This window comes from Ottowia caeni (genome assembly GCF_050821495.1).
Lineage (GTDB): Bacteria > Pseudomonadota > Gammaproteobacteria > Burkholderiales > Burkholderiaceae_C > Ottowia > Ottowia caeni.
In genome coordinates, this window is sequence record NZ_CP151080.1 from 1,305,931 (window position 1) to 1,325,546 (window position 19,616).

The 19,616-nt window shown below is 60.6% G+C and carries 16 protein-coding genes and 2 pseudogenes; 11 read left to right on the plus strand and 7 right to left on the minus strand.

Going from position 1 to position 19,616, the window contains the following annotated elements:
* Positions 1-8: 8 nt before the first annotated feature.
* Entirely contained in the window at positions 9-290 is a 282-nt protein-coding gene (locus tag AAAK34_RS06345) for a BTH_I0359 family protein (RefSeq protein ID WP_231693543.1), read from the minus strand.
* Positions 291-483: 193 nt separating this feature from the next.
* On the opposite strand from AAAK34_RS06345, the gene AAAK34_RS06350 reads away from it, so the two are divergent.
* A complete protein-coding gene (locus tag AAAK34_RS06350) occupies positions 484-1,488 on the plus strand; it encodes a fumarylacetoacetate hydrolase family protein (protein WP_231693542.1) in 1,005 nt (334 codons plus the stop codon).
* Here AAAK34_RS06350 and AAAK34_RS06355 read toward each other — a convergent pair.
* On the minus strand, positions 1,485-2,696 hold the full coding sequence (locus AAAK34_RS06355) for an MFS transporter (RefSeq protein ID WP_231693541.1): 1,212 nt from the start codon (positions 2,694-2,696) through the stop codon (positions 1,485-1,487). The two genes, AAAK34_RS06350 and AAAK34_RS06355, sit on opposite strands and share 4 nt — an antisense overlap.
* 132 nt (positions 2,697-2,828) lie before the next feature.
* Between AAAK34_RS06355 and AAAK34_RS06360 the strand changes: the two genes are divergently transcribed.
* From AAAK34_RS06360 to hglS, 6 genes are all read left to right on the plus strand, one after another.
* Positions 2,829-3,638, plus strand: coding sequence for an enoyl-CoA hydratase/isomerase family protein (locus AAAK34_RS06360; protein WP_431777851.1), 810 nt, complete (start codon positions 2,829-2,831; stop codon positions 3,636-3,638).
* A gap of 50 nt (positions 3,639-3,688) precedes the next feature.
* Positions 3,689-4,066 (plus strand): DUF2946 family protein, encoded by a 378-nt coding sequence (locus AAAK34_RS06365; RefSeq protein ID WP_431777852.1) that lies wholly within the window; start codon positions 3,689-3,691, stop codon positions 4,064-4,066.
* 231 nt (positions 4,067-4,297) lie between these two features.
* Positions 4,298-4,768: a copper chaperone PCu(A)C gene (locus tag AAAK34_RS06370; RefSeq protein ID WP_231693539.1), complete on the plus strand. Its 471-nt coding sequence runs from the start codon at positions 4,298-4,300 to the stop codon at positions 4,766-4,768.
* 105 nt (positions 4,769-4,873) lie between these two features.
* Positions 4,874-5,764 (plus strand): PhaM family polyhydroxyalkanoate granule multifunctional regulatory protein, encoded by an 891-nt coding sequence (locus AAAK34_RS06375; protein WP_231693538.1) that lies wholly within the window; start codon positions 4,874-4,876, stop codon positions 5,762-5,764.
* Between the two features lie 221 nt (positions 5,765-5,985).
* Positions 5,986-7,257 (plus strand): FIST N-terminal domain-containing protein, encoded by a 1,272-nt coding sequence (locus AAAK34_RS06380; protein ID WP_231693537.1) that lies wholly within the window; start codon positions 5,986-5,988, stop codon positions 7,255-7,257.
* Between the two features lie 239 nt (positions 7,258-7,496).
* Positions 7,497-8,861 carry a 2-oxoadipate dioxygenase/decarboxylase HglS gene (gene hglS / locus AAAK34_RS06385; RefSeq protein ID WP_431777853.1) on the plus strand — a complete coding sequence of 455 codons (1,365 nt, stop codon included), beginning with the start codon at positions 7,497-7,499 and terminating at the stop codon, positions 8,859-8,861.
* A 43-nt stretch (positions 8,862-8,904) separates the two neighbouring features.
* Here the strand turns inward: hglS and tgt are convergent, their stop codons facing one another.
* The 3 genes from tgt to queA all read right to left on the minus strand — a co-directional run bounded on the left by tgt (position 8,905) and on the right by queA (position 12,596).
* Entirely contained in the window at positions 8,905-10,077 is a 1,173-nt protein-coding gene (gene tgt, locus AAAK34_RS06390) for a tRNA guanosine(34) transglycosylase Tgt (RefSeq protein ID WP_231693534.1), read from the minus strand.
* Positions 10,078-10,087: 10 nt separating this feature from the next.
* Positions 10,088-11,416, minus strand: a complete 1,329-nt coding sequence (locus AAAK34_RS06395; protein ID WP_231693533.1) for a methyltransferase domain-containing protein — start codon at positions 11,414-11,416, stop codon at positions 10,088-10,090.
* Positions 11,417-11,558: 142 nt separating this feature from the next.
* Positions 11,559-12,596 carry a tRNA preQ1(34) S-adenosylmethionine ribosyltransferase-isomerase QueA gene (queA, locus tag AAAK34_RS06400; RefSeq protein ID WP_231693532.1) on the minus strand — a complete coding sequence of 346 codons (1,038 nt, stop codon included), beginning with the start codon at positions 12,594-12,596 and terminating at the stop codon, positions 11,559-11,561.
* A gap of 17 nt (positions 12,597-12,613) precedes the next feature.
* On the opposite strand from queA, the pseudogene recG reads away from it, so the two are divergent.
* The 3 genes and pseudogenes from recG (at position 12,614) to ubiA (ending at position 16,676) form a co-directional block, all read left to right on the plus strand.
* Positions 12,614-14,722, plus strand: a pseudogene (gene recG / locus AAAK34_RS06405) (ATP-dependent DNA helicase RecG).
* Between the two features lie 11 nt (positions 14,723-14,733).
* A complete protein-coding gene (locus AAAK34_RS06410; RefSeq protein ID WP_231693530.1) occupies positions 14,734-15,714 on the plus strand; it encodes a LysR substrate-binding domain-containing protein in 981 nt (326 codons plus the stop codon).
* A gap of 71 nt (positions 15,715-15,785) precedes the next feature.
* Positions 15,786-16,676 carry a 4-hydroxybenzoate octaprenyltransferase gene (gene ubiA, locus AAAK34_RS06415; protein WP_231693529.1) on the plus strand — a complete coding sequence of 297 codons (891 nt, stop codon included), beginning with the start codon at positions 15,786-15,788 and terminating at the stop codon, positions 16,674-16,676.
* Positions 16,677-16,701: 25 nt separating this feature from the next.
* On the opposite strand, the gene proC is transcribed toward ubiA, so the two are convergent.
* Both proC and AAAK34_RS06425 read right to left on the minus strand, forming a co-directional pair.
* Positions 16,702-17,532: a pyrroline-5-carboxylate reductase gene (gene proC / locus AAAK34_RS06420; RefSeq protein ID WP_231693528.1), complete on the minus strand. Its 831-nt coding sequence runs from the start codon at positions 17,530-17,532 to the stop codon at positions 16,702-16,704.
* 52 nt (positions 17,533-17,584) lie between these two features.
* Positions 17,585-18,652: a CDP-6-deoxy-delta-3,4-glucoseen reductase gene (locus AAAK34_RS06425; protein WP_231693527.1), complete on the minus strand. Its 1,068-nt coding sequence runs from the start codon at positions 18,650-18,652 to the stop codon at positions 17,585-17,587.
* A gap of 50 nt (positions 18,653-18,702) precedes the next feature.
* Between AAAK34_RS06425 and AAAK34_RS06430 the strand changes: the two are divergent.
* A pseudogene (locus tag AAAK34_RS06430) lies at positions 18,703-19,616 on the plus strand (SDR family oxidoreductase).

Genomic DNA, 19,616 nt, shown 5'->3' on the forward strand with positions numbered 1-19,616 from the left:
CTTACGGTTCAATGAAGGACGACGGGGTTCTGCGCTAGTTCGGCATAGCCTTCAAGGGTGTCTTCGACTTCTTCCTGAGTGGGGGTGTTTTCCTGCCATGCAGAGATACGCTGCTGGAAAAGCTCTGCCCACAGGCCGTCGAGGTAAACCTCCTTGCCTGAGCGCTTGTCCACGATTTCGAACCCGTGGCGGGTGAGCGCAGGGCTGCCCGCAGGGACATCAGGACCCTGAGGGGCTTCAGGCAGCAAGTGGACAACCGCGAAGGATTCCGAATCGTAGAGTGTGTTCATGGAAGGGGCTCCTTTCAGGGCGAGGCTAGAAATACTTTCCTCTCACATATGGCAACGCGCGAGCGCAATTCAAGGTGGACGGGGTAATTCCCGTCAACTGTACTTTTTGCGCTGACTGTCAGCACGCATAGTGCACGCGGAGCGCCCGAAGTTGGCTGCAATAGAATGATTTTTCACCACTATATGCATTTTCATGAAACTGGCCACCTATAAGGACGGCTCGCGCGACGGCCAATTGCTTGTCGTCTCGCGTGACCTGCATTCAGCCCATTATGCAACCGGCATTGCCAGCCGCCTGCAGCAGGTACTGGACGACTGGAATTTTCTCTCGCCCCAGTTGCAGGACCTGTATGAAGCGTTGAATGCCGGCCGGGCGCGACACCCTTTCGCTTTTGATCCGCGTCAGTGCATGGCACCGCTACCGCGCGCATTTCAGTGGCTTGGCTCGGCCTATATCAACCAAGAGGAACTCGCGCGTGCCCAGGGCCGGGCCGAGATGCCGCCACGCCAACTCACCGAGCCGCTGATGTATCAGGGCGCCAGCGATGATCTCCTGGGTCCGCGCGACGATATTGCGGGTATGCGGGAGGAGTGGGGTATTGATTTCGAGGCAGAACTTGCCGTGGTCACTGGCGAAGTGCCCATGGGCTGCACGTCTGATGCTGCCTTGGAGTCGGTGCGCCTGCTCATGCTTGCGAACGACATCACCATGCGCAGACTGATTCCCGATGAATTGGTCAAGGGGTCAGGCTTTCTGCGAGGAAAGCCCGCCACTGCGTTTGGCCCGGTTGCCGTCACACCCGATGAACTCGGCGACGCCTGGCAAGAGGGCCGCGTGCACCTGACGCTACAGAGTACCTGGAACGGCCGCAAGGTGGGATTCTGCGAGGCAGGGCCAGATATGCAGTTTCATTTTGGTCAACTGATCGCCTATGCCGCCAAGACCCGTCGCCTGCGGGCTGGCACCATTGTCGGTGGCGGCGTGGTGAGCAATCAGGGCGTTGAAAATAACGATCGTCGCGAGTGGCCTAAGGGTTACAGCTGCATCGCAGAAAAGCGATCCATGGAAATCATTCAGGACGGCGTTGCCAAGACCGGCTACATGAAGGCGGGCGACACCATTCGCATTGAGATGAAGGGCAAGAACGGAGACTCGATCTTCGGCGCGATTGAGCAGGAAGTCGCTGACTGCGCCTAACCCGGAGTTTTCTTAGGGATCCAGCGCGCCAAAATCGCCGCTGCAACAAGCGCCAGTCCGCCGGTGGCTGCAATCCCTGCGGCCAGTGACAAGGCGCCAGCCAAGGCAGACAGGAGTATGGGGCCGCATGAGGCGCCGATGTCCGACATCAGTCGCCAGGCTCCCAGAAAGTGGGCGCGACCATGTCTTGGTGAGTGGTCGGCTCCCAGGGTCATGATCATGCCCGAACCAATGCCATTGCCGAAGCCGATCGCGAGCGCGGCCAACAATAGCGGCCAGAAACCCGTGGTGAGTGGCATCAGCAGCAGGGCAGTGCCCATGATCAGCATCGAAGGCACGGCCACCCAGTGCCTGCCAAACTGGTCCATGATCTTCCCCGCGGGGTAGAACACGAGCATATCGATCCCGTTGGATAAACCGTAAATCAAGGATGCGGCTGCGGGCGTCAGCGCAAGATGGTCTGCCCACAGCGGTATGACGGCCTGCCGCGATGCACGCACGGCGCTAACCAGCAAGACTCCGCACCCTATGGTGAGAAAAATGTGCCTGTGGTCACGCAGCGTCGAGAACAGAGTCACTGGAGCCGCCTTGGTTGGTTCGGCCGAGGGTGCTGGCGTGGGCAGGTCCGGGATCCGTATCGCGATGGCGGCGGCTGCCATGGCGGTCGCCATGCCAATGACGTAGGCGGCGCCCAGATCAAACTTGTAAACGACACCGGCACTCAGGAACGGGCCGATGAACATACCAATCCGCATCACGCCACCGAGCGTGGAGAGTGCGCGTGCGCGGTATGCAATGGGTACGGCTTCTGTGAGGTAGCTTTGGCGGGCGAGGTGGTACACGGCGTGGGACATGCCCACCATGAAGCAACCCGCTGCGAAGAGGCCCAGATGCTGGGTCCACAGGCAAAGCAGCATGCCCAAGGCGCTCCAGACGCCGGCGGCGACCATGGCCCAACGCTCGCCCCAGCGCATCGTGATCAGCGACGCGGGCACGTTGCTGAGCAGTGAGCCGATTCCTATCAGCGCGACGATCAGCGCAGCTTCTGGCACAGACGCGCCAAGTTCGCGCGCCGTAAGGGGAATGATCGGCAGAATGGCGCCCTCGCTCACACCGAACAACACCGAGGGGCTGAACACAGGCACAGCGATCCGCCATAAAGAAAACTCAGCGGCTGAAGGCGAAGGCGGTTTGGCGTCAGGTGGCATGAAAGAGCGACGGGAATGCTTGTTTTGGGCAGGATTGTCGCGGGAACGGCAAGTGGTCAGGAAACTGGGGCTTAGCGATCGCTGGCCGCGCGGCTAATATCAGCGTATTACAAGAAACCCAGGAGAACTCAGATGAGCGCCCCAACCATCGACTACAGCCGCTATCAAACCCTCAATATCTCGCGCCGTGGCAAGGATAACGCGGTCATTGACCTGCAGATGAAGGCCCAGAACGGCAAGCTCCCTACGGCCGGCCATGAGGGGCATTGGGAGCTGAGCGAAATCTGGCGCGACGTGGACAAAGACGACAGTGTGCGTGCCGTCGTGCTCCGTGGTGAAGGCATGGGTTTTTCAGGTGGCGGTGATTTGGCCTTGGTGCAGGACATGGCCACCGACTTCGCCGTCCGCACCCGCGTGTGGAAAGAGGCGCGCGATCTGGTCTACAACGTGATCAACTGCGACAAGCCCATCGTCAGTGCCATGCACGGCCCGGCCGTGGGTGCGGGGCTGGTGGCGGGGCTGCTGGCCGACATATCTGTGGCAGCCAGAACGGCCAAAATCGTTGATGGCCACACACGCCTTGGCGTGGCAGCAGGTGATCACGCCGCGATCTGCTGGCCGCTGCTGTGCGGCATGGCTAAAGCCAAGTACTACCTCATGTTGTGTGAGGCGGTTACCGGGGAAGAGGCCGAGCGCATTGGCTTGGTTTCCCTAGCCGTCGATGACGACAAACTGCTCGACAAAGCCTACGAAATCGCGGATAAGCTCGCTGCCGGCAGCCAGACAGCTCTGCGCTGGACCAAGTATTCACTCAACAACTGGTACAGGCAGGCAGGCCCCAGCTTCGACACGTCACTGGCGCTCGAATTCATGGGCTTTGGCGGCCCTGATGTTCACGAAGGCGTAGCCTCCCTGCGTGAGCGCCGAGCGCCGAAATATTAGAACGTCAAGCCAGTACGTCAAGCCATTTCTGCTTGACCGATAATCCCCCCATGCTGTCAAGCCTCTCGCATCAGCGCATGCACCATCGAATCGCCCGCTTCATGCTGGCATGGTTCGCATTGGTCCTCGGCGTGGCAGCAGCTTCACCGCTGGTGAACCCGCAAGCTGTGCAGATGGTTTGCAGTGCCAACGGCTCCATCAAGCTGGTGGCCGACACCGGCGAGGAGCTGACCGATACCAGCCGCGCCCACACTCTGGATTGCGCGCTGTGTCTTTTGGCAAACACTCCGCCACATGCATCCGCAGCCTTGCCAGTTCCGCCAATGGGCGTGGCCCAAGTTCTGGCCCCGCGCACCCCTGAGCCGGTTCTGGAGCTGCTAGGCGCCCCGCTGCCCGCGAGGGGCCCGCCCGTTTCTCTTGAAGTCTAGGGATGTCCTGCATAACCCTCGCGAGTCGGTGGTAGTGCGGATCGGGATGAGGCGCAAGGCGTCTTTTTGCAGCCAATAGCCCAGCTATTGGCAAGAAAAGCAACGCAGCAGATCGCCCGAGGCCGTGCTGCCACCGACCGCAGGGAGTTATGCAGGGCATCCCAAAGTTTCTTGTGCCCCTTCCATGGTTTTGGTGGGGCCCTTCCTCTTTTGATTTCAGGAGTTTCTTGCATGCGTTCGATTAAATCCCCACTCATTTCCATCGTCATGCTGGCTGCAGCGTTCACTGCTTCCGCTGCATTCGCACAGGGCGTGCACGTCGACAATGCTTGGGTTCGCGCTACCGTGGCCGGCCAGAAAGCCACCGGCGCTTTCATGACACTCACAGCCAAGGACGGCGCGCGCTTGGTCGGCGTGGCCTCGCCGTCGGCTGGTGTTACAGAGATCCATGAGATGGCCATGGAAGGCGATGTCATGAAAATGCGTGCCGTGCCGGAACTTCAGATCCCAGCGGGTAAGGCCGTTGAGCTCAAACCCGGCGGCTATCACGTCATGCTTCTTGATCTGAAAGCTCCCCTGGCCGCAGATTCCACCGTGCCAGTCACCTTAACCTTCAAGGATTCCAAAGGTGTGGAAAGCAAGGCGGAACTTTCCGTTCCGGTGCGTGCGGTGAACGCGCAGGCCAATAGCCACAAGCACTGAGCCTGAAACCGTTTCTTTCCATCGGCTTTCGGTTAAGCTGCGCGTACGCCGCTCGGCATGCGCCGGTGGCTCGACACACCTCTTCTGACCATGAAAGGCGCTGCCATGAGTGATCCTGGTATATCGGCATTTGGCAAATTCATTCCCGGTTTCGATTTTCTTCAGAACCTCGTGAAAAGTCAGGCTACCGCCGGCAAGGAAGCCATGGGGCCTCTAGGTGGTTTGGGAAACTGGGTGGCGCCCACCGTCAGCGAGGAAGAGCTCGAGAAACGCATCAAGGAATTGAAGGCGGTTCTTTTCTGGCTGGAGCAAAACTCCACGGCACTGAAGGCCACCATCCAGGCGCTGGAGGTGCAGAAGATGACCCTCGCCACCTTGGCGGGCATGAACATGAGCATGGCCGAGGTGGCCAAGGCCTTTACGGTGCGCACAGCCCCCGTTGAGCCCTCGGCACAGCCGAGCGAACCGGCTGCTTCCCAGCCTTGGCCATTTGGGGCTGCCACGTCGCAAGCTGCTTCCTCTGCGTCCACCACTGAATCGCAAAGTGTGACCGAGAGTGGCTTTGAGGAAGATCCGGAGCCGGAGGAGACGCCCGAGCCATCGCCTCAGGCAAAGGCGAAGAAGCCCTCTCCAAGTACAGATAAGTCGGCTGAGGCCTCCGCCCAGGCCCCAGCCAGTGGAGCGGCCGACCCACTGCAATGGTGGGGAGCGCTGACGAATCAATTTCAGCAAATTGCCGCCAACGCCATGCGTGAAGCCGCTTCTCAAGCGCAGACTGCCGCTGCGTCAGCCACTTCGGCGCCCGCGGCCGCACCAGCGAGTCAAATGCCTCGAAAGAGCTCGGCCGGTAAAGCGACAGCATCAGCCAAGACGAAAAAGCCGGCGGCAGGAAAAGCCGCCACCAGTAAGACGACTGCAAAGAAGGCCGCAGCCAAGAAGGCAGCCCCGCCAGCCGCAGGAGGCTGGCCGCTCCCGCCGCCATTCAAGCGGCGCTGAGGGGCGGCATGTCAATATTGGCTTATTGAGGTTTTCATTGTTCATGGCAACAGCCGCCATCCTGAAGAGGCCCCCGCTCCCTCGGGCGTGGCGGCGTGTCGTGAATTGCGGGACTATCAATAACTACCATTTCAACCAAGCGTACTGCGAACTGAATTCCTTTCCATTTTTACCCCCTCCTGGCGCATGTTGAAAGTCGCGCCTTCAGGTCGGGCAACGACATGAAATTATTTCCTCACGGCCACGCCACCCATCCGCAGTGGATCATGGCGGCTGGCTTGGTGCTGGCTCAGATCAGAGCCCTGATGGCGCTCCCTGAATACGCCAGCGCCCCCACACTTGGGTTGATCTACATCACCGATCACTACGCTTCCCATGCGCGAGAGATTCTTGATCACCTGAGCGCGGAGCTACCTGAGGTGACTGATTGGTCGGGCACGGTCGGCATTGGGGTGGCGGCCAACAATGCCGAATACATTGATGAGCCAGCTCTCAGTGTCATGCTGTGTGAACTGCCGAGTGATCAGTATCGCGTGTTCTCCGGGGTGGCGCCGCTCTCTGCCAGCCTGGGTTTCGAGCCCTTCACGGCGTTGGTCCATGCGGATCCGCAGACACCGGACCTTGCCGACCTCGTCGCAGAACTCGCCGGTGCCACGGGGTCTGGCTATCTGTTTGGCGGACTGACCTCCAGTCGCACCCGGGCAGTACAGTTCGCCGTTGGCGGCAACGGGAACGTAAGAGGGCAGGGAGCTGCCACCGGCGTGTTCTCGGGCGGTCTCTCAGGCGTGGCATTCGGTGAGGGCGTGCGCCTGGTTTCACGCGTGACGCAGGGCTGCCAGCCCGTGGCACCTGAGCGCACCATCACAGCGGCCGAAGACAACGTGCTGATTTCGCTTGATGGGGAACCTGCACTCGATGTTCTGCTAAGAGATCTTGGGGTCAATCTGGAGAAACCGCGCGAGGCACTGGAGGTCGTGCGTCGCACGCTCGTGGGCTTGTCCAGCCCGGGCGAGCAGGCGGTGCGGCGAGCCGGCAACTTCGGTGCAGACGTTGTGGTCCGCCACATCATCGGGCTGGATCCCGCTCGCCGAGGCGTGGCCATTGCCGAGCGGCCGAGTGTCGGCCAGCGGGCCGCGTTCTGTCAGCGCAACGCGGAAGCCGCTCGCGCGGATCTCATTCGGATCTGTGCAGAGATTCGCGAGGAGTTGGAGCCTGAAGAACTCGCTGAATCCACGGCCGCTGCACTAGCAGCCTCACACCTCGATTCGGCGCCACATCCAGCCCGCCGGATTGCGGGAGCTATCTATGTGAGCTGCACCGGCCGCGGAGGTCCGCACTTTGGCGCCCCTAGTGCGGAACTGCAAATCTTGCGCCGAGCCCTTGGCGACGTGCCTCTCGTTGGTTTTTTTGCGGGTGGCGAAATTGCACGGCATCATATCTACGGATACACCGGCGTATTGACTGTGTTCACTGGGGTGGAGGCCGGCGTTTGACGTTCTCGATAGATTGAGATGTGATGTTCTTCAGAGCACCACTTCAATCAGATTGGGGCCCGGCGAGACGAAAGGCCATCGAAAATCCAAGTGTTAAAGACTCGATGTTCGATGCTGGCTTTGTTCCGGATTTCATGGAGCCAGAAGCCATCAACATGCGAATCAAGAGCGACATGACCAAGTTCAAAAAGATTGCGGTCGATGCAAAAATCGAAATTCAGTAGAACCCTCTTTACATCATGAGCCACATGCATCCTGACGACATTCGCACGCTGTTCTCGAGTGCCATGTCGGACCTGTACAGGACCGAAGTTCCCCAGTACGGCACCTTGTGTGACCTTGTCGCGAAAGTTAATGAGACGGCTCTGTCTCGAGATGCTCAGTTGGCCCGACGTATGCGACGGGACGGTGAGATCGACCGCCTGGAGGTTGAGCGTCATGGTGCGATTCGGCTCGGCACTCCGGCCGAATTGGCGACCATCAGGAGGCTGTTCGCATTGATGGGCATGAAGCCGGTGGGCTACTACGATCTTTCTGCGGCCGGGGTTCCCGTACATTCCACCGCCTTCAGGCCCATTAGCGATTCATCGCTTGAACACAACCCCTTTCGGGTGTTCACTTCGCTGCTGAGGCTCGAGCTCATTGTCGATCCGGACCTGAGGCAGCGGGCGCAGGAAATATTGGCGAAGCGGAAGATTTTTACGGCGCGCTGCCTCGCGCTGCTTGAACAGGCAGAACAGCAAGGTGGCCTGGGTAGCGAGGATGCCCGCGAGTTCATCAGTGAATTGCTCGAGACGTTCAAATGGCATCGCGAAGCAACTGTCGACCTGGCAACCTATCGTGAGTTACGCGCTGCCCATGCCCTGGTCGCCGACATTGTTTGCTTCAAAGGCCCTCACATCAATCACCTGACTCCCAGAACTCTGGACATTGACTTGGTGCAGGAAGGCATGCCTGCTCTTGGACTGCGCGCCAAGGACGTGATTGAGGGGCCGCCTCGCAGGGCATTTCCGATATTGCTTCGCCAAACCAGCTTTTTGGCGCTTGAGGAATCAATCCGCTTCATTGGGGACGGTGGTGACGGCACGCACACAGCCCGATTTGGGGAGGTGGAACAGCGTGGCTGTGCGCTCACCCGCAAAGGAAGGGCGCTCTACGATGAGTTGCTGGCAAAACGGCGGTCGGCGGCTTCAGGTTCTGCCACACCTGCAGAGGGGGTCGCAAGAGCCTTTGCCGATTTTCCTGACGATGCCAAGGAGCTGTTCAAACAGGGGCTTGCATTCTTCCGCTTTGAAGTGAACTCGAAGCGCGTTGCGGAGCAGTCTCCCCCGGCTGGTGCAGACCTGAGTCAACTTGTCTCAGGGGAGTGGCTAGACCTGTCGCCTATCACTTATGAAGATTTTTTGCCGGTGAGTGCTGCGGGCATTTTTCGCTCAAACCTTGGCTCCGAGGTTCGTGCAAGCTACGACGTGGCAGGTCATCAAAGAGATTTTGAAGATGCCTTGGGTGCACCAGTTCTCGATGAAATCGCGCTGTATGAAACCGCGCAGGCGAATTCGCTCTCGGCGTGCGAGCGTCAGCTTGGAATGGTTATTTCTACCTGAATGGTCTGACGTATCAGCGGTCGTTGACCGCTGACCAGGTGCTCTACACCCCGCGAGCGCGTTCAGAATGAAAACGCGTCACGAATTCCGTGAAAGTGCCCGCGTCCAGTGCAGCGCGCACCTCACTCATCAGCTGAAGGTAGTAGTGCAGGTTGTGCACCGTGGCGAGCATGGGAGCTAGCATTTCTCCGCAGCGCTCCAGGTGGTGCAGGTAGGCGCGGCTGAAGCCTTCGCGACCGCCATCTTTCCAGGCTACACCTGAACTGCCTGCACAGGCGTGGCAGGTGCAGCTTTCGTCAATGGGGCTGGGGTCGTTCTTGTGTCGTGCGTTGCGGATCTTGAGATCGCCGTAGCGCGTGAACAGGTGACCGTTGCGTGCGTTGCGGGTGGGCATGACGCAGTCGAACATGTCTACGCCATGCTGCACGCCGTAGACCAAGTCTTCCGGCGTCCCCACGCCCATAAGGTAACGCGGCTTATTCTCGGGCAGGCGGTGGGGAGTGTAGGCAGTGAGGCGCTGCATGTCCTCCTTGGGCTCTCCGACGCTGACGCCGCCAATGGCATAGCCCGGAAAATCCATCTCGACCAAGGCCTCAAGCGAGGCCTGCCGCAGGTTTTCAAACATGCCGCCTTGCACAATGCCGAACAGCGCGTTCGGATTTTCCAGCCGCTCGAACTCGGCTTGGCAGCGTTTGGCCCAGCGCAGAGAAAGCTCCATGGAAGCCTGCGCCTCGCGCTCAGTCGTGAGTCGTCCCTTGATTTCATAGGGGGTGCACTCGTCGAACTGCATGACGATGTCGCTGTTCAATGTGGTCTGGATCTGCATGCTGATCTCGGGCGTCAGGAACAGTTTGTCCCCGTTGACCGGCGAGGAGAACTTCACGCCTTCCTCGCTGATTTTTCGCATTTCTCCCAGTGACCAGACCTGGAACCCGCCGGAATCGGTGAGGATAGGTTTGTTCCAGTTCTCGAACTCGTGCAGCCCGCCAAACGAGTGAATGATGTCGAGCCCGGGCCGCATCCACAGGTGGAAGGTGTTGCCCAGAATGATTTGCGCGCCCATTTCATGCAGGCTGCGCGGCATCACGCCCTTGACCGTGCCGTAGGTGCCCACAGGCATGAAAATCGGAGTTTCGACTACGCCGTGGTTCAGCGTCAGCCGCCCACGGCGGGCATGGCTGTGAGAGTCTTTGGTCAGCAGATCGAAGCGCAGCATGGGTTCGATTTCAGCTCGCTACAGATTCTTTTCGGGCTGTGACAAGGAAGCCCGGCAATGGCTGCCCACCTTCTTTGCGTAGGCTCGGCAAATCTTCAATGATGACCTCCGAGAAGCCGGCCTGCTCGCACAGGCGGCGAACGGCAGAGGGTTTATGGGCGTAACGCTCGGTAGGTCGAAGAATCATGTCCGGTTCGTCTTCTCCGGCGGCTTCGCAGGAGAAAATAAAGTGACCACCGGGTTTGAGAATGCGCAAGGCGTTCGGAACAACGCTTGAGAGGTCTCCCACATAAACCAGAACGTCGCAGCAGGTGATGGCTTCGTAGTGGTCACTCGGGGTGTCACGAAGTGCGTCGAGCACATTGACCTGATGGAACCGCTCGTACACGTTATGTTGTGCAGCCTTGCGGATCATTTCCTCGGAAAGATCGACGCCGATGATGAAGCCGTCAATGCGGCCAAGGCAGACCCCTACCAGGCCGGTGCCGCAGCCCAGATCGAGCAGGTTGAATTTGCGGTCTGGGTGGGCTTTCAGGAGAATTTCGGCGGCCATTTGCGGCACGCGATATTCCAGATGACGCCACAAGGTGATGTCAAAGTTTTCCGCGAAGCCGTTGAACAGGGCCTTGACGTTTTCCTCGGGCTGAGTGGCGGGCTGCTCTCCTCGCGCCTGGGCCAGCAGGTACTGGTGCGAAGTGTTGCCGGGCTCCAGCTGAAGCAGCGCTTCTGCGTCTTGCCGAGCCTGATCAAGCCGGCCCAGTGCCAACGCAGCCTGGGCGCGCCCGACCAGCGTTTCGGTCTCCCAGGGTTGCTCAAGTACCAGCTCCTCGTACATCGCGAAGGCTTCTTCGGGCTTGCCGAAGGGAAGCAGCTGTTTGGCCAGTAGCGTGCGGAAAAGACGGTCGCGAGGTTTCAGCGAGACCGCCTTGCGCAGCCACGCCACAGTGGCGTTCAGGTCGTTTGCCTGAATGGCAATCCCGGCGGCGCGCCGTACCACGTCCAGATCATCGGGGGCGAGTCGCACGCCTTTGCGCGCCTGGGCCAGCGCTTGCGGGTGTTTCCCCTGGCGCGCGAGCAGCATGGCGAGTTCCATGGTGGCAACATGCCACTCGGGGGCGGCTTTCTGTGCCCGCTCCGCCGCTTGGAGGGCGCCTGTAGCGTTGCCCGCCTTTTCTGCCAGCCGCGAGCCGAGCATGTAGATGCGCGCATCGTCACCATAGCGCTTGCGGGCGTCGGTGAGGGCCTGCGCGGCTGGCGGCAGTTGTCCAGTCGCGATCAGCGCGCCGATGCGTTGAAGTTCCTGGGTCAGGTCGTCGGTAGGAATGGTGTAGTTGCTCATGGGCGCCAGGGGCCAGGGATACCGTTGAGGTCAGGCGCGGCCGGGCGCAGATTTGCGCGGGGCCGGCAAAAAGGGTGATTATCGTGCATCGCACTGCCTGCGTCGGGCCGATCTGTGCGCTTTGGCTCCGGGCAGGGGAAAGTCAAGCCGATGCCTGGCGTCTAACGAGCCACATGGCATCTCCGTAGCTGAAGAAGCGATATTTCTCGCGCACCGCGTGGGCATAGAGGCCCATGACATGTTCGTAACCCGCGAAGGCACTGACGAGCATCATCAGGGTGCTGCGCGGCAGGTGGAAGTTGGTGAGCAGCGCATCGACCACCTGAAAGCGAAATCCGGGCGTAATGAAAATGCCGGTGTCGCCGCTGGCCTCTCCGCTTTGTGCCCAGGACTCCAGCGTGCGCACGCTGGTCGTGCCCACGGCTACCACGCGACCGCCGCGCGCACGGCAGTCGGCGATGGCCGCCTGGGTGGCTTCGGGCACATGGTAGCGCTCGCGATGCATCACGTGCTCCGCGATGTTTTCGGTTTTCACGGGCTGAAATGTGCCGGCGCCCACGTGCAGGGTGACGAAAGCACGCTGTACGCCAGCGGCCTCCAGTTGTGCCAGCATGGCTTCGTCGAAATGCAGCGCGGCCGTGGGGGCGGCCACGGCCCCTGGCTTGCTGGCGAACACGGTCTGGTAGCGCGAGACATCATCCTGCGTGTCGGCATGCGTGATGTAGGGCGGCAGCGGTACGTGGCCGTGCTCCGCCATCAGCGCATAAGGTTCGCACGAAATTCGCAGGTGAAAGAGAGCGCCGTTCGCGTCGGGCCAGCGGCCGAGCAACACGGCTTGCGCGCCACCGGCCAGATGCAACACATCGCCCACGCCCGGCTTCTTGCTCACTTTCATGTGGGCAGCCACTTCGTGGTTCGTCAATACGCGCTCGATGAGCAACTCCAATTTGCCGCCGGTGGACTTTTCTCCGAATAGACGCGCCTTGACCACCTGGGTGTCGTTGAACACGATCAGGTCGCCTTTGCGCATGAGTGTCGGCAGTTCGCGGAACTGGCGATCCACGGGGGCGGAGCCACCGCCGTCAAGCAGGCGAGACCCGCTGCGGTCCGTGGCAGGGTGTTGAGCAATGAGCTCCGGGGGCAGTGCGAAATCGAAATCGCTCGTGGTATGGCTGTGCATGAGGGCAGAATTGTCACATGTCCGATTTGGCCCCTGTTTCCCAACCACCCAAACTCAGTGCGCCGCAGAAGGCGATGCGCAAGCTTGGCCTCACGCGCGACATTGATCTCGCCTTGCATTTGCCACTGCGCTACGAGGATGAGACGCGATTGATGCGCCTTCGAGATGCCAGGCAAGGCGATGTGGTGCAGATCGAGGCAGAGGTCGTTCACGCCGAGGTGAATTTGCGTCCACGTCGGCAATTGCTGGTCACGGTAGATGACGGCAGCGATCAATGCCTGCTGCGTTTTTTCAATTTTTACCCTTCGATGCAAAAGCAGATGGCGGTGGGGGCACGCCTGCGTTTGCGTGGGGAGGTTCGCGGCGGATTGGCCGGCTGGACCATGATGCACCCTGCCGTTCGGTCCGCCGGCGGCCAATTGCCTTCGGCGTTGACGCCGGTGTATCCCACCGTGGCGGCTCTGCCACAGGCGTACTTGCGCAAGGCAGTGCTGGCTGGACTGGCGCGGGCCGATCTGTCGGAAACCATCGCTGGGCCGTGTTTGAGTCAGGTAAAGGAGTTGTCAGCCTGGAACCTTCGGGACGCGCTGACCTTCCTTCATTTGCCCACACCCGACGCCTCGATGTCCCAACTCCAGGACCGTGTCCACCCGGCCTGGCAGCGCCTGAAAGCTGAGGAGCTTCTGGCTCAGCAGCTGTCTCAGCTTCAGGCGCGGCGAGAGCGCGAACACCTGCGCGCGCCTATGTTGCGGGCAGAGCGTGGTGGCTTGCACGAGCAGTTGCTGGCGGCTCTGCCCTTCGGTTTGACCGGAGCGCAGCGCCGAGTGGGGGAGGAGATTGCGCGAGACCTGGCGGCCCAACAGCCAATGCACCGCTTGTTGCAAGGCGATGTGGGCAGTGGCAAGACTGTGGTTGCTGCGTTGGCGGCCGCCATTGCCATGGATGCCGGATGGCAGTGCGCGCTCATGGCGCCAACCGAAATTCTCGCCGAGCAGCACTTCGCTAAACTGACCGAGTGGCTGACACCGCTGCTGCAAGCGCGAGGCCAGCGCGTGGCCTGGCTCACTGGCAGTCAGAAAAAAAGGCCCGTGGCGAGATGCTGGAGGTCATCCGCAGTGGTGAGGCGGCGTTGGTCGTGGGCACTCATGCCGTGATCCAGGAGCAGGTGGTCTTCAGCAAGCTGGGGCTGGCTGTGATCGACGAGCAGCATCGGTTTGGGGTGCAACAGCGGCTCGATTTGCGGCAAAAAATGGCAGGCCCTGAAAACAGCGGGCAACCAGGCGTCATTTTGAACGAACCTCACTTACTCATGATGAGTGCCACGCCCATTCCACGCACGCTGGCCATGAGCTATTACGCCGATCTGGATGTTTCCACACTCGACGAGCTCCCACCGGGACGCACCCCTGTGGTGACCAAGCTCATAGCGGCGCATCGGCGCGCCGAGATCATCGAACGAATTCGCGCGCAGATTGGTTTGGGAAGGCAGGTCTACTGGGTGTGTCCGCTGATCGAGGAAAGCGAAGCGCTTGATTTGCGCAATGCCACGGAGACGCACGAGGAGTTGTCCGTGGCGTTGCCGGGTGTGGTGGTGGGCCTGCTGCATTCGCGCATGCCCGTGGCGGACAAGAAGGCTGTGATGGAGCAATTCACGGCTGGTCAGATGCAGGTGCTCGTGTCCACCACGGTCATCGAGGTGGGTGTGGACGTTCCCAATGCCAGTCTGATGGTGGTGGAGCATGCTGAGCGCTTCGGTTTGAGCCAATTGCACCAATTGCGAGGACGCGTCGGGCGCGGTGCGGCTGCTTCTGCGTGTGTGCTGCTGTACGACGTGCCCGAGGGGGGCGCCTGAGTGAGACGGCGCGCGCACGGCTGAAAGCCATGGTGGAGACCAGCGACGGCTTCGAAATTGCGAGGCGTGACCTCGATATTCGCGGTCCTGGCGAATTCATGGGTTCACGTCAATCCGGCGCGGCCTTGCTGCGCTTTGCAGATTTAGCGGAAGATACGGCTTTGCTCGACTGGGCGCGTCAGGCGGCGTTGACGATGCTCAAGCACCACCCTGGTCTTGCCCGCCAGCACATCGATCGATGGCTGGGGGGAAATCCGAATATTTGAAAGCTTGAGGGCGCAACGCATGACACTGACCGAACTCAAATACATAGTGGCTGTGGCCCGAGAGAAACACTTTGGCAAGGCCGCCGAAGCATGCTTCGTCTCCCAGCCTACGCTTTCGGTAGCTATCAAGAAGCTGGAGGATGAGCTTGAGCTTAAGCTTTTCGAGCGCAGTGCTGGCGAGGTTACCGTGACGCCGCTGGGCGAGGAAATCGTGAGGCAGGCGCAGAGCGTGCTGGAACAGGCTGCCGAGATCAAGGAAATCGCCAAGCGCGGAAAAAGTCCACTGAACGGACCGCTTAGGTTGGGTCTGATCTACACCATTGGTCCGTACCTCTTGCCAGACTTGGTACGCCAGATCATTGAGCGCACTCCCCAGATGCCGCTGATGCTCCAGGAAAACTTTACGGTTCGCCTTCTGGAAATGCTTCGCACGGGAGAGATCGATTGCGCCATTCTGGCCGAGCCGTTTCCCGACACCGGGTTGGCAATGGCGCCGCTGTATGACGAGCCCTTCATGGCGGCGGTGCCGTCCAGCCACCCGCTGGCCAAGGAGTCGTTCGTCAGCACCCAGCAACTCAGGAGCGAGACCATGCTGCTGCTCGGCAATGGCCACTGTTTCCGCGATCATGTACTTCAGGTGTGCCCCGAGTTTGCGCGCTTTTCCAGCGATGCCGAGGGTATTCGCAAGAGTTTCGAAGGCTCCTCGCTGGAGACCATCAAGCACATGGTGGCCGCCGGAATGGGCGTGACCCTCGTTCCTCGGCTGTCTGTGCCCGCCGAAGCGCTGGCGTCGCGTGAATCAGGGGGCAAATCAAAGGCCGCGCACAATGATGAAAGTTTCATCCGATACTTGCCCATCGAAGACGAGGTAACCAACGAACCCCCTATGCGCCGCGTTGTGCTGGCCTGGAGGCGCAGTTTCACGCGCTATGAGGCGATTGCGGCACTGCGCAATGCAATCTACGCCTGCGAGCTGCCTGGAGTTCACCGCCTGTCCTGAGCAAATTCGATGCTGTGTGGTTTGCCCCTCTGGCAGGCTCATACATCGCAGATTTAATGACTGCCCCTTGAATGACTTCTCCCCGTATCGAATCTATTCCCGCCACCCGAAGCCGTCTCTCGCTGTATCTTGATCTGATTCGCTGGAATCGGCCTGCTGGCTGGCTGTTGCTACTCTGGCCTTCGCTGGGCGCACTTTGGCTCGCTAAAGGGGGATTTCCTGGCGTACACCTGCTGATCGTCTTCACGCTTGGCACCATCTTGATGCGTTCGGCAGGCTGTTGCATCAACGACGTTGCTGACCGCGAGTTCGACCGCCACGTCAAGCGCACAGTCAATCGCCCCGTGACCAGTGGCCAACTGGGCGTCAAGGAAGCGTTGGCTGTGGGTGCGGTGCTGGCGTTACTGGCATTCTTCCTGGTGTTGACGACCAACGCACCAACCATTGCGTGGTCGTTTCCTGCGCTGGCCGTGACTGTGATCTACCCCTACGCCAAACGTTACATCTCGATGCCGCAGGCCGTGCTCGGAGTGGCTTTCAGCTTCGGAATTCCCATGGCCTACTCGGCGGTGCTGGCCCAGGTGCCCCTAGAGGCCTGGATACTGCTGGCGGGCAATCTGTTCTGGGTGCTGGCCTACGATACGGAATATGCCATGGTCGACCGCGACGATGACCTTCGGATTGGCATGAAAACCTCGGCCATCACGCTTGGCCGTTTCGACGTAATGGCCATCACAGGCTTCTACTTGGCCTATCTGGCTATCTGGCTGTCAGTGGCCTGGCAGCACGTGCCGGGAACCATCCTGTTGGTGGCTTTTGCGATTGCTTTAGCCCAGGTGGCGTGGCACTACACCCTGATCAAGGACCGCACCCGAGACGGTTGCTTCAAGGCGTTTCGACTCAACCACTGGCTGGGGTTCACGCTGTTTGCTGGCATCGTTATAGCCTTTTCGTGGGCGTGAAGAGCCCAATCGCAGGGCACTCGTTCTACCGCCCGAATTCGTCGCCCAGTTCCACAGCCCGATCGCGCGCAGCCAGCATGGCGCGGATGAAAGCCTCTTTCATTCCGCTGCCTTCCATGGAGGTCAGGGCCGCGTAGGTGGTGCCGCCTTTGCTGGTCACGCGCTCACGCAGCACGGCCAGTGAGTCGGCCGATGCGCCGGCCAGCGCGCTGGCGCCATCGAAGGTGCCTACTGCCAAGCGTCGGGCTTGGGCGGCACTCAGACCCATCTGCTCGCCAGCTTGCTGCATGGCTTCGAGAAAGTAGAACACGTAGGCCGGGCCCGAGCCCGAAAGTGCCGTAACCGCATCCAGTTGCTCTTCGCGCTCTACCCACAGGGCGTCGCCCGTGGTGCGGATCACTTGCTCTGCGCGCGAGCGATCCTGCTCGTTCGCTCCTGCGGTGGCAAACAGGGCAGTCATGCCCTTTCCCACCAGCGCCGGGGTATTGGGCATGCAGCGCACCACGCGCTCGCTTCCGCAAGCGGCGGCAATGCTGCCGGTGCGAATGCCGGCCATCACGCTCAGGTGCACCGCTTTGCCCGCAAAGGGCTTTACGGGGGCGGCTGCCTCGGTGAAGATTTGCGGTTTGACGGCCCACACCAGCAACGCGGCGTCTTGCAGGAAGTCGCCGGCTGATGCTTCCGCCCTCACGCCGTGCTGGGCCATGAGGGCCGTGCGCGTCGCCTCAAAGGGCTCGACCACGCGGATCTGGCTGGGCGCCAGGCCTTGGCGAATCAACCCGCCGATGATGGCGCTGGCCATGTTGCCGCCACCGATGAAGCCGATGGGTTCGTTGAAAGGTGCGCTGGAAGCCATGTGGTGTTCGGGAGAATGTGTGGTGTTGAGTTTGTGTCGTTTGGGCGGGCTCTTAAGCCGTTGTGTGGGCTTTGTCCGCTTCGCTTGTGAACGAATCGGCGAAGAATTCTTCTTCGGGCAGGCCGGCTTTGGTTACATAGTCATGCCGGGCAGAATCGACCACGATCGGTGCCCCGCAGGCGTAAACCTGATAGCCCGAAAGGTCCGGAAAATCTTCCGTCACCGCGCGGTGGACAAAACCGGTGCGGCCGGTCCAGCCGTCTTCGGGCAGCGCATCAGAAACCACCGGCACATAGTGCAGGTGCGGCATTTCGGCCAGGCGATCCTTGATCCAGCTGTCCATGTACAGGTCCTGCGGCCGACGCCCGCCCCAATAAAGCGTAGCCTCTCGCGTAATGCCCATGAACTGCATGTGCTCAATGATGGCTTTGATCGGCGCGAAGCCCGTGCCTGAAGCCAGCAAGATCATGGGTTTGGGTGAATCGTCCCGCAAGTGAAAGCTTCCGTACGGGCCTTCGACTCGCAGGATCTCTTTTTCCTTCATGGCGCCAAACACATGGTCGGTGAACTTGCCCCCAGGCATATGGCGAACATGAAACTCCACAATAGGCGCTCCTGCGCCGCCGCCCGCCGGCTGCTGAATCAGCAGATGCGGCGCATTGGCCATGCTGTAGCTTCTGCGCGCGCCATCGCGCAGAATGAACTCAATGTACTGGCCCGCGTGGTATTGCATCACATCGTTGGCTGGCAATTGCAGTCTGACGGACATCACGTCGTGTGATTTTTTCTCCAGGGAGGCCACTCGAGCCGGCATCTTGCGTATAGGGAAGGCGCCAGCGTGCGTGACTTGGCGCGATTCCAGCACCACGTCGCTCTGTGCCACGCCGCAGCACGTCAGCACGTAGCCCTGGGCTTCTTCTTCCGCGCTCAGTGCTTTATCTTGGTGAGGCCCATGCACCACGGTGCCCGACAGTTTCTTGCACTTGCAAGACCCGCAGGCGCCATCTTTGCAACCATAGGGAAGGCCGATGCCTTGGCGAATGCCGGCGGCAAGCATGGCTTCGCCAGCTTCTGCTTCAAAGCTGCGACCACTGGGCTCAACGGTAATGTGAAATGTCATGGGTTGGTTATCCTTGCGAAATCGCGTTGTTAACGATTGATTGTTCGATTTTGCCTTCAAACCAGAATCCCCTTGGTGCCTTACCGGCACGCTTCAGGCGCCAGCGCATACTGATCGTCGGTTGCGGCGACGTGGGTATGCGTGCGGCAGAGCGCTTGCACCCCCGTCTTCGGGTCATGGCGCTCACCTCCAGCACGGCACGTTTGCCTGCGTTGCGGGCACAGGGTGTCGTGCCTCTGCTGGGAAATCTTGACCGGCCTTCAACGATCGCCCGGCTGGCGGGCCTTGCGACGCGAGTGATTCATCTGGCTCCGCCACCGGGCGAAGGGGAGCGGGATCGGCGAACTTTGGCGCTTGTGCAGGCGATTCGCCGGCGGGCGCTGCCGACGGCCCTGGTGTATGGATCAACCAGCGGTGTGTATGGTGATGCGGGCGGAGCTTGGGTAGCTGAAACCATGGGCGTCAACCCTCAGACAGCGCGCGCCAAGCGTCGGGTGGATGCGGAAGCGCATGTGCGTCTATTGGGGCGTGCGGGAATGCGCGCCAGCATTTTGCGCATACCGGGCATTTATGCGCCTGATCGCGTGGGTGGCACGCCCCGCGAACGCTTGCTGAAGGGCGCGCCCGTGCTTTCGGCGCACGAGGATGTCTTTACCAACCACATCCATGCCAACGACCTTGCGCGAGCCTGTGTGCTCGCCTTGTGGCGGGGGGCGCTCAGCGGGTGATCAACGTCTGCGACGATAGCGATCTCAAAATGGGCGACTACATGGATCTCGCGGCCGACCTCTACCAATTGCCGCGCCCTCCAAGAGTGACCATGGCCGAGGCCATGCAGGCGCTCTCGCCGATGCAACTATCCTTCATGCGCGAGTCGCGTCGGCTGGAAAATCGCCGCATGAAGCGCGAGCTGCGCCTGAAGTTGAACTATCCCACAGTCGCGCAAGGGCTCATTCAAAAGTGA

What these genes read in the sequence shown, in the direction of transcription:
- AAAK34_RS06375 (WP_231693538.1), top strand. Translation starts at nt 4,874, where the DNA reads ATGAGTGATCCTGGTATATCGGCATTTGGCAAATTCATTCCCGGTTTC.
- AAAK34_RS06425 (WP_231693527.1), bottom strand. Translation starts at nt 18,652, where the DNA reads ATGACATTTCACATTACCGTTGAGCCCAGTGGTCGCAGCTTTGAAGCA.
- proC (WP_231693528.1), bottom strand. Translation starts at nt 17,532, where the DNA reads ATGGCTTCCAGCGCACCTTTCAACGAACCCATCGGCTTCATCGGTGGC.
- tgt (WP_231693534.1), bottom strand. Translation starts at nt 10,077, where the DNA reads ATGCTGCGCTTCGATCTGCTGACCAAAGACTCTCACAGCCATGCCCGC.
- AAAK34_RS06380 (WP_231693537.1), top strand. Translation starts at nt 5,986, where the DNA reads ATGAAATTATTTCCTCACGGCCACGCCACCCATCCGCAGTGGATCATG.
- AAAK34_RS06350 (WP_231693542.1), top strand. Translation starts at nt 484, where the DNA reads ATGAAACTGGCCACCTATAAGGACGGCTCGCGCGACGGCCAATTGCTT.
- hglS (WP_431777853.1), top strand. Translation starts at nt 7,497, where the DNA reads ATGAGCCACATGCATCCTGACGACATTCGCACGCTGTTCTCGAGTGCC.
- queA (WP_231693532.1), bottom strand. Translation starts at nt 12,596, where the DNA reads ATGCACAGCCATACCACGAGCGATTTCGATTTCGCACTGCCCCCGGAG.
- AAAK34_RS06360 (WP_431777851.1), top strand. Translation starts at nt 2,829, where the DNA reads ATGAGCGCCCCAACCATCGACTACAGCCGCTATCAAACCCTCAATATC.
- AAAK34_RS06410 (WP_231693530.1), top strand. Translation starts at nt 14,734, where the DNA reads ATGACACTGACCGAACTCAAATACATAGTGGCTGTGGCCCGAGAGAAA.
- AAAK34_RS06365 (WP_431777852.1), top strand. Translation starts at nt 3,689, where the DNA reads ATGCTGTCAAGCCTCTCGCATCAGCGCATGCACCATCGAATCGCCCGC.
- AAAK34_RS06370 (WP_231693539.1), top strand. Translation starts at nt 4,298, where the DNA reads ATGCGTTCGATTAAATCCCCACTCATTTCCATCGTCATGCTGGCTGCA.
- ubiA (WP_231693529.1), top strand. Translation starts at nt 15,786, where the DNA reads ATGACTTCTCCCCGTATCGAATCTATTCCCGCCACCCGAAGCCGTCTC.
- AAAK34_RS06355 (WP_231693541.1), bottom strand. Translation starts at nt 2,696, where the DNA reads ATGCCACCTGACGCCAAACCGCCTTCGCCTTCAGCCGCTGAGTTTTCT.
- AAAK34_RS06395 (WP_231693533.1), bottom strand. Translation starts at nt 11,416, where the DNA reads ATGAGCAACTACACCATTCCTACCGACGACCTGACCCAGGAACTTCAA.
- AAAK34_RS06345 (WP_231693543.1), bottom strand. Translation starts at nt 290, where the DNA reads ATGAACACACTCTACGATTCGGAATCCTTCGCGGTTGTCCACTTGCTG.